The following is a 7827-nucleotide window of genomic DNA, read 5'->3' on the forward strand; positions in this document are numbered from 1 at the left end:
TAAATATCATCTGAACTTATTCAAAACTAACACAATTAATCCGAATAATTTAAATCCCTTAACTGCGCAGGAGAATATGAAAAATCACCATGTCCAGCTAAAGTTCTTACAACCATGTGCAAATAATTAAATTGCACAATTCGTCTTTTAGCAATTAAATTTTCAGACCCTTCAACAGATCTATCAATTAAATCATCAATAGTTTTTATTTCATTCATATGTAATTGAGTAGTGAAATCAGATAAACTTTTTTTTCGAACAGAATAAATAGAAATTCCATCAACAACTAATTCCTCCCTATCAAAAAAGTATTTTGATGATAATCTATCAATTTCAGTATTAAGTGCATTACTCGCAAGTCTCAAATAATGCACAATATGTTTATGATAAATCTTTTTTTTTGATTCAAATTCTCTCGGAGTTATTTCGCCCAATTCTAATTTTTCAAAAGCTCTTAATCCATATGTGTGAACAAAGAAAAATGCTTTTCTTATTGACCGATAAAACCTAGTTAAATTATATCCTTCACGAACATCTTTAGCATGCTCAACATATGCCTGCTCAAATTTATGTCGCAAAGCTCTTTTTTTGGGTTGTTTTAATCCTCCCTCTGCATGATCAAGCATCTCAAACATATCTTCCAAAATAAATGCATATTTAGATGGAGTATCAATTAAAACTGCCGCATCAGAAACTGCTTTAGAACTTATTTCGCCCCGATTTGAAACTGCAGAATACACATCAGAAATTCCACTAACTACACCATCACGCCTACGCGTTTCAATACCCAACATATAATTTCTAAAAGAAGCATCAGCTTTACGACGAATAGTTCGCTCATTTATGAAAGTTTCAAAAGGAATATCTTGTACACAAGTAGAATAAAATTGCCTCTGTAAACTTGTCAAATTTAAATCAGTGTGAGTTTCAAATACTTCCAAAGATCTAATTAAATTTTTCCTATATGCATTACGAACAAGTTCAGGATGTTTATGTTCTTCCACATCGGGCGCATGATTTTGCCAAGAAAGTATTGCATTTGCAACATAATCATAAAGTGCATTTTTAAGTTTAGTAGCACTCGAATTTTTTCCCAATTTTTCTTCTTTTTGAGCCCATATCAACACACTATTAAAATCAATACCTGGAATAAACTCTTTCCACAAAAATGCTCGATCAATATATCTCGAAGAAAGCACGGGTTTAATTCGTTCAACACGAAGTCGCACTTCTCCTGCAGAATAAAAACCCTCTTGATCATAACGATCATTAAAAAAATCAGAATCGGCTTTCGCTCTTTTAGCTCGTTCTCGAGATAATTTTTTTAAAACTAAACTATGCCACTCAGTATTTTTAAAACCTTTAGATGGATGCCTGACTCTTGTCGCACCACCTTCAGTTGCACCTTCAGTCATAGTCTCATAAAAAAATCGAGTAGTACTTGCGGCTCCAGGTCGAAGAAAAAATAATCTATTAGATGCGCTGTATGCAGCTTCTTCTAAATCTCTTCTTAACGCAGGATTACTTCGCACAGGTTTCTCCAACACTCGTTCTAATTCTTGAAGTTTAAAATATATCGACTCAGCATTCATCCTAAAAAAATTTGAATTTTCTACAAGTAACAAATTACTCGCAGCATTTTTGCCATAAGCTAAACGAAGACGCATAGAAATTTCTGAAGTAAATAATTTAAAATCCTCGTCAGACAATGAACTCACATCAAAATCAATATCGTAATTATCAGAAACAAAGCGAGATAATTCTTGAGGCGAATAATCTTTCATAGAGATAATATCCCTAAAAGAAACAACAGTCAATAACGGAGCATAATGAGTTATTTTCTTTAACCCATCTAAACGAACTCCAGTAGGTAAATTTGGCAAAAGTCCTGTAAAAAAAACATCAGGAATATCATCTTGTTGTAAACGACTAAACATCTCATCATATGACCTTACAAGTGAAACTTCAAAAGAATCAGAATCAGCACTCAAACGTTCAACTAATTTTTCTAATTGAACATTCGGATCATACATCATTAATTTGAGAGGTCTTTCAGATTCAGATCCAATTAAATCCCTCCCTTCATTCGAAAAATTAACACCCTGAGCTACAGATCTGCGCCCTAAAACACCAAAACCAACCGCAGCCGAAGCTAGTCCAACTAACTGACTTAATGAGGCTACAACTTCATCTAGCCCACCAATCCCAACACTAGGTGTAAAAACCATTTTAATTAAACATTATTATCTGTTAAATCAACAATATAATATTATTAAGAATATGCACCTTAATTTATAAATTTTACCATTTTTCACCATCTAGAAGTGAATAAAAATAAGAAAAAATAGCCAACAAACGATAAATATGACTAAAATAACAAATTCAACTTTTCAAAAAGCTTATTTGAATCAAAAAAAGCATTTTTAAGCTTATTTTTAGAAATGAAAGACTCTAAAACGTCAGAATCTAAAAGATCACCCTTACTAACATACACAAATAAATTATCTTTACAACTATTACAAAGATCAAATTTATTATGTCTCAGATCTGCTTGCAATTTAGAATATAATTTTAATTGATCTTTAATTGGAAATGGTTCAGTCAAATCAAAAACATAAATAATATAACTTGCACAATTTGCTACAACCAATTCAGCTTGTATTTCAATTTCATTCATTTTTTCAAAACGATCTAATGTTCCAGGAGTATCAACTAATTGTAATTTTCGATATCCTTTTTTGATATATCCCGCATTCAATCCTTTAGTTGTAAAAGCATATGATTGTATTTCTGCTTTCGAACCAGTTAATTTATGTAACAAAGTTGTTTTTCCAACATTAGGAAATCCAAAAATTGCAACTGTTTTCAAAGATAAATCCAAAGTAGGATATGTTCTCATTACTAGACGAGCTTGAGATAAAAATTTAAGAAATTTATTCACTTGTTTTAGCAATGAACTAATTCGACCATAATACTCTTTTCTGTGCGCATTAATCATATCCATTTCTCTTGTCGCATAAATTTTTCCACGATAAAGTCGGGAAAAAAAATCAATTTTTTCAATAGTCCATTTAATTGAACCTAAACTTTTCTTAAATTCAACATACTCAACAGTACATTTAACTAACTCTTGATAAAATTTAGGAAGATCACCAACATTAGGAAATCCAAGTAAAATTTTTGAGAAATGTTTACAAAGTGCATGTTGAATTTTATCAATTTTTTCAGTTTCAACTCGTCGACTTTTAGCTAATCGAGATAAATTAGATCCTTTAAATCTTGATCTGGAAGCATCAGCAATAGTTTTTGCAGAACCAAATGCTAAATCTAAATACCAATCAGATGTTTCTACATGAGGTATTTTTTGAAAATCTACTCTAATATATTTTTCACCATCATAATATCTAGGCTCAGGTTTTGATCCTCGCTCATATTTTGGCTTAAATTTAGGTTTAGCAACAGTCTTAGGCTTAATAAATTTAGGCTTAGCAGTTGACTTAGACCTAACAGGTTTAGGCTTAGCTGCCAACTTTGCTCCACCCAGTCCAGGTTTAGTAGTTGACTTAGACCCAACAGTTTTGGACTTAGTTGCTAACTTAGACTCAATCGTTTTAGACTTAGTAGTTAACTTAGATCTAATAGGTTTAGAGCTTACACTCGCCTCAGATTTAGAACGAACTGACCTTTTACGAGTTTTTTCAGCAACCATTGATACCAGAAAACTAAGTCCATTTTAAATATCTTTGTAAAAAGAACGCGCTTAAAAACAAATGAATTAAATAAAGTAAAAACGATAAATAACCCCCACAATACAAAACAAACAAAACAAACAAAACAAATAACTCCAATTTAAGAAATATTTTCTTTTACTTCAGTTTCAAGTGTTTGAATTTTTTTAAATTCTTTACCCAATCTACAATTTAATTCATCAACAACCAAACGCAAATATTTTTCACCAACCAAAAGCTCACCAAATCTTCCAATCATACAATCAGCATGGGCTGCACTCTCAATTTCAACAGTAATTCTAGCACCTATTGAAATTATACCACTCCGTTTCAAACCAATCCCCCTAGCAATTTTAAGAAGTTTATTTGCGTGATCAACAGATCTTGCACAAACATGAATGATGTGCCCTTCCATTCGCAACCAAATTAATTCTTGAGGAAATCCAGTTTCTAATTTATTCAAATCTTGAACCGCAGTCCAAACATCAGAAAAATCAACTAATTCATGAGAACATAATAACCATTCAAACTCATGTTTTTTTTGAGATTCCGGAACTTTTAATAAAATAATTCTGCCAGAACAACTACTAGTAGTATAATAATCATCAAGCGAATTAATATATTCGACCAATTCTTTAACTCGATCATCCACACTTCCTTTTCGACTTTTATCAAGTTCAACTAATTTTTTCATACAATTTCGTTTATCATTTTCAAAGGTCATAAATCCAACAAAAAGAGTCTTATTTAAAAAAGTTTTCAAAAAATTTAATAACTAAAAAAAAGACAACCCCATAAATCTCAAATCACCAACAATAAAACCACTCAATTTAAAAATAAATTAAACAACAATAAAAATACCCAAATCAACAACCTAACCAAAAAACCACAATAAAAATGTCAGATAAAAATAAATTAAGAATCGAACTTAATAATCGAAAAATTAAATTAAATTTTAACAAAACAAATTTATTAGATCTTTTCTCACAACCACTAAATGCGATTAACATATTTTTAACACTTAACTCAATCAAACCAGTTTCAAGATTAGAACTCTCAGAAGAAGAAATTAATAAACTTAAATCATTTTGCATCCAAGAAAATTTACACTTTTGCAAATCAGAATTTAGTTTTCAAAATCCAAAAAAGTTTTTTGTCTATTTTTCAAAAGATAAAGAAAAAACACTCCAAGCAAAAGAAATAGAATCAAATCAAAATGACCAAAAATTTGGACAATTACTAGGCTACCCCTCCTGTTGTACTAAATTTTACACAGAAAATTATGAATTAGCATCAAGAATTTTTAATCGAGACCATTCATTAATAACCATTAAAAATTCACAAAACACAACAAATATTCCATTTCAGTTAAATTACTTCTTACGTTTTTTTGGAATATTATTAATAGATTTTTATCCTTGTTCATTCCAATGCAAAGAAGCAATGAATCTTTCAAAAAAATATTTTGAGCTCATTCAAAAGTCAAATCCCGAATTTGCAAATTTTATCAAAGAAAAACTCTCAACATTTATTTATTATGATAATCAAACAGGAGTGCATATTTTTGAAAAAAAAATCTCAAAATTAACAAAACACGAATTTAATAAATTCACATATGAAAACGTTCTTTTAACATCTCAAAACAAAGATTATGAAATATTTTCAAAAGGAAACACAATTCAAATATCAAAAAATACTTGTAACAAATTAACATTATTTATTTTAAATGATTTCAAACCAATAGGACAAAAAGATTTCTTCGGTTTTTTAAATTTTAATTAAATCGCCAAACTACAAATAATCCCAAAAATCGAATATTATAACCACTTAATAAGAGTAAAAAAGCAGAAAGTTTAAATATGCCCCGCACAAAATAAAACTCACAGGGGGAAAAAATATTTGATCGAAATAAAAACTGCGATATTGTATATAATTTCTTTTGTAATCTTAATTAGTATAGCCAGCGCATTATTAAAAAAATGGGCTCCAATCAGCAAATTAAAAGGAGGCCCAGGAATTGCATTATTTTTCATAATAATCATAGCAACCTTATTCAAACCAATAGTTGAAATTATTGGCTTCTCAACACCATTCATAGCATTAATTGTAGTCACGATAGCATTAATGATCTTAGTTTTTGCAGTATCAGGAATACCCACAACACGAATAAAAGAAGTTTTAACATTCCCAACAACAAAAAATTACATCAAACTAATCATACTACTCATATTATGCCTGGGTGCTGCAAAAGTCTTCGGCCAACAACTCTTAGACGACCAATCAATATCAATAACTGGCAGATCAGTTTCTTTTGCGGATGCATTTTTACCCGCAGAATCATCAAATAATAAAATTGATTTATCAGCAGCATTCACAACACAAGCAATAGGATCAATATTCTTTTTTGCAGTAATGGGCCTATCTTTTACAGTAGTAGGAATTTGGATGCAGAAATAACTAGTTCTAATCAATTACGTTCAAAAAAAAAAAAAAAAAAAACAAGGTGAGTAAAGAGGCGAGCAAAGAGGTAGGCAAGGAGGTTTGAGTAGAACCACTCCCCAACAACTTTACATATAGTATGGCACACCAACTATATAAATGTTCCTTTTTTTCCCTTATTTCCGATACTTCCGAGATACATATTTTCCACACTAGTTCCCAAATATCAAATAATTAATAACCACTCCATCAAAAAAATAATTAAATCAACCTGAAAATATATAAAGAATACTTCTTTAAAACCCTAAAAATACAAAATTCAAGCAATAAAGCCAAAATAATATTAACTAAACAAAAATGAAATTTTCAATAAAAAAAACAAACTATCTTAAAAAAAGACAATTCATAGCCCTAATAAGTCTAACAATACTGACAATTCTAATTATTTCACTCATTTTATTTCTACAACCATACCAAAAAATTCACTGGAAATCAAGTTCTAATAGTATCGGAAATAAAGTTGCAATAACAATTGATGATGGACCAAGTAAGTTCACAGAACCAATACTCAAAATATTAAAGTCGACTAACACAAAAGCAACATTTTTTTTATTAGGAGAAAACATTGCAAAATATCCTAACATCACAAAAAAGATTACAAATACCCAAGAATTCGGAATTCATTCATATTCACACCCAAAATTACCATTCACAACTAAAACAAAATTCGAACAAGAAATAGTATCCACATTAAACATACTAAATAAAACAACAAACAAAACAACCAATTTATTTCGGCCTCCTTTGGGCATAATTCTACCAAGTCAAATAAAATTCTTAAATCAACAAGGAATAAATATCATAAATTTCAATGTAAACAGTAAAGACTACCAAAGCATATCCTCAGATGAAATCATAACAAATGTTTTAAACAATGTCAAATCCGGAGACATTATTTTATTACATGATAGCGGCGGAAAAACAAGACAGCCAACAGTCGATGCATTATCCAAAATTATCGAAGGATTAAAAGAAAAAAATCTTACTCCAGTTACAATTTCGGAATTATTAGAACTAAATTAAAAAAAGAAAAAAATTTGATTAAATTAATGCGCCTTGATATTCATAAGAATATTTATTTACCATAAACACACAAACTTCTTCAGTTAAAACAGGATATCTACCCATTCCTTGACAAAGATCTAATTGAAATGATTCAACAAATACTCCCGTATCAGCACCATGATCTAAACAACAAGTGGGTTTTCCAACATCCAAAGTACAAAAATTACCCGCTAAATAAGGTTCGCCCATTGCAGGACTACAATCATAATCATGACAATCATAGTATCCATCATAATCATTATCTAAACCATCACCGCAAATCTCTTCACCAATTAAGTAACATTGATTATTAAAACATTGATTGCCTTCATCGCACCCTGGATTGCTAAAGTCACAACCAGTTTTCAAAGTACACTGGTTATCAACACACTCATTATCCGCAGCGCAGTTGTCGTCAGCATAGCACATGTTATTTTCTAACTCACAAACGTTATTATTACATACTTCGTAAGTTTCACAATCAGGATTACTAAAGTCACAACCAGTTTTCAAAGTACACTGGTTATCAACACACTCATTATCCGCAGCGCAGTTG

7 protein-coding genes are annotated in these 7827 nt (G+C 30.3%); 3 read left to right on the forward strand and 4 right to left on the reverse strand.

The genetic code is table 11. The annotated features are described in order from the left end of the window. Positions 1-35: 35 nt before the first annotated feature. The 3 genes from HN587_03915 to HN587_03925 all read right to left on the reverse strand — a co-directional run bounded on the left by HN587_03915 (position 36) and on the right by HN587_03925 (position 4452). Entirely contained in the window at positions 36-2228 is a 2193-nt protein-coding gene (locus tag HN587_03915; protein MBT7902987.1) for a hypothetical protein, read from the reverse strand. 140 nt (positions 2229-2368) lie between these two features. Beyond that, a complete protein-coding gene (locus HN587_03920) occupies positions 2369-3709 on the reverse strand; it encodes a GTP-binding protein (GenBank protein MBT7902988.1) in 1341 nt (446 codons plus the stop codon). 140 nt (positions 3710-3849) lie between these two features. Next, positions 3850-4452: a hypothetical protein gene (locus HN587_03925; GenBank protein MBT7902989.1), complete on the reverse strand. Its 603-nt coding sequence runs from the start codon at positions 4450-4452 to the stop codon at positions 3850-3852. 173 nt (positions 4453-4625) lie between these two features. Here HN587_03925 and HN587_03930 point away from each other — a divergent pair, with 173 nt between their 5' ends. The 3 genes from HN587_03930 (at position 4626) to HN587_03940 (ending at position 7250) form a co-directional block, all read left to right on the forward strand. Then, positions 4626-5510 carry a DUF483 domain-containing protein gene (locus HN587_03930; GenBank protein MBT7902990.1) on the forward strand — a complete coding sequence of 295 codons (885 nt, stop codon included), beginning with the start codon at positions 4626-4628 and terminating at the stop codon, positions 5508-5510. A gap of 117 nt (positions 5511-5627) precedes the next feature. Next, positions 5628-6185 (forward strand): hypothetical protein, encoded by a 558-nt coding sequence (locus tag HN587_03935; protein ID MBT7902991.1) that lies wholly within the window; start codon positions 5628-5630, stop codon positions 6183-6185. 339 nt (positions 6186-6524) lie between these two features. Then, positions 6525-7250 (forward strand): polysaccharide deacetylase family protein, encoded by a 726-nt coding sequence (locus tag HN587_03940; protein ID MBT7902992.1) that lies wholly within the window; start codon positions 6525-6527, stop codon positions 7248-7250. Between the two features lie 18 nt (positions 7251-7268). Here HN587_03940 and HN587_03945 read toward each other — a convergent pair. Beyond that, the coding region (locus HN587_03945) for a hypothetical protein (protein ID MBT7902993.1) at positions 7269-7827 on the reverse strand (559 nt) is incomplete at its 5' end.

It is taken from the genome of Candidatus Woesearchaeota archaeon, from assembly GCA_018675335.1.
Classification (GTDB): domain Archaea; phylum Nanobdellota; class Nanobdellia; order Woesearchaeales; family UBA11576; genus JABJCP01.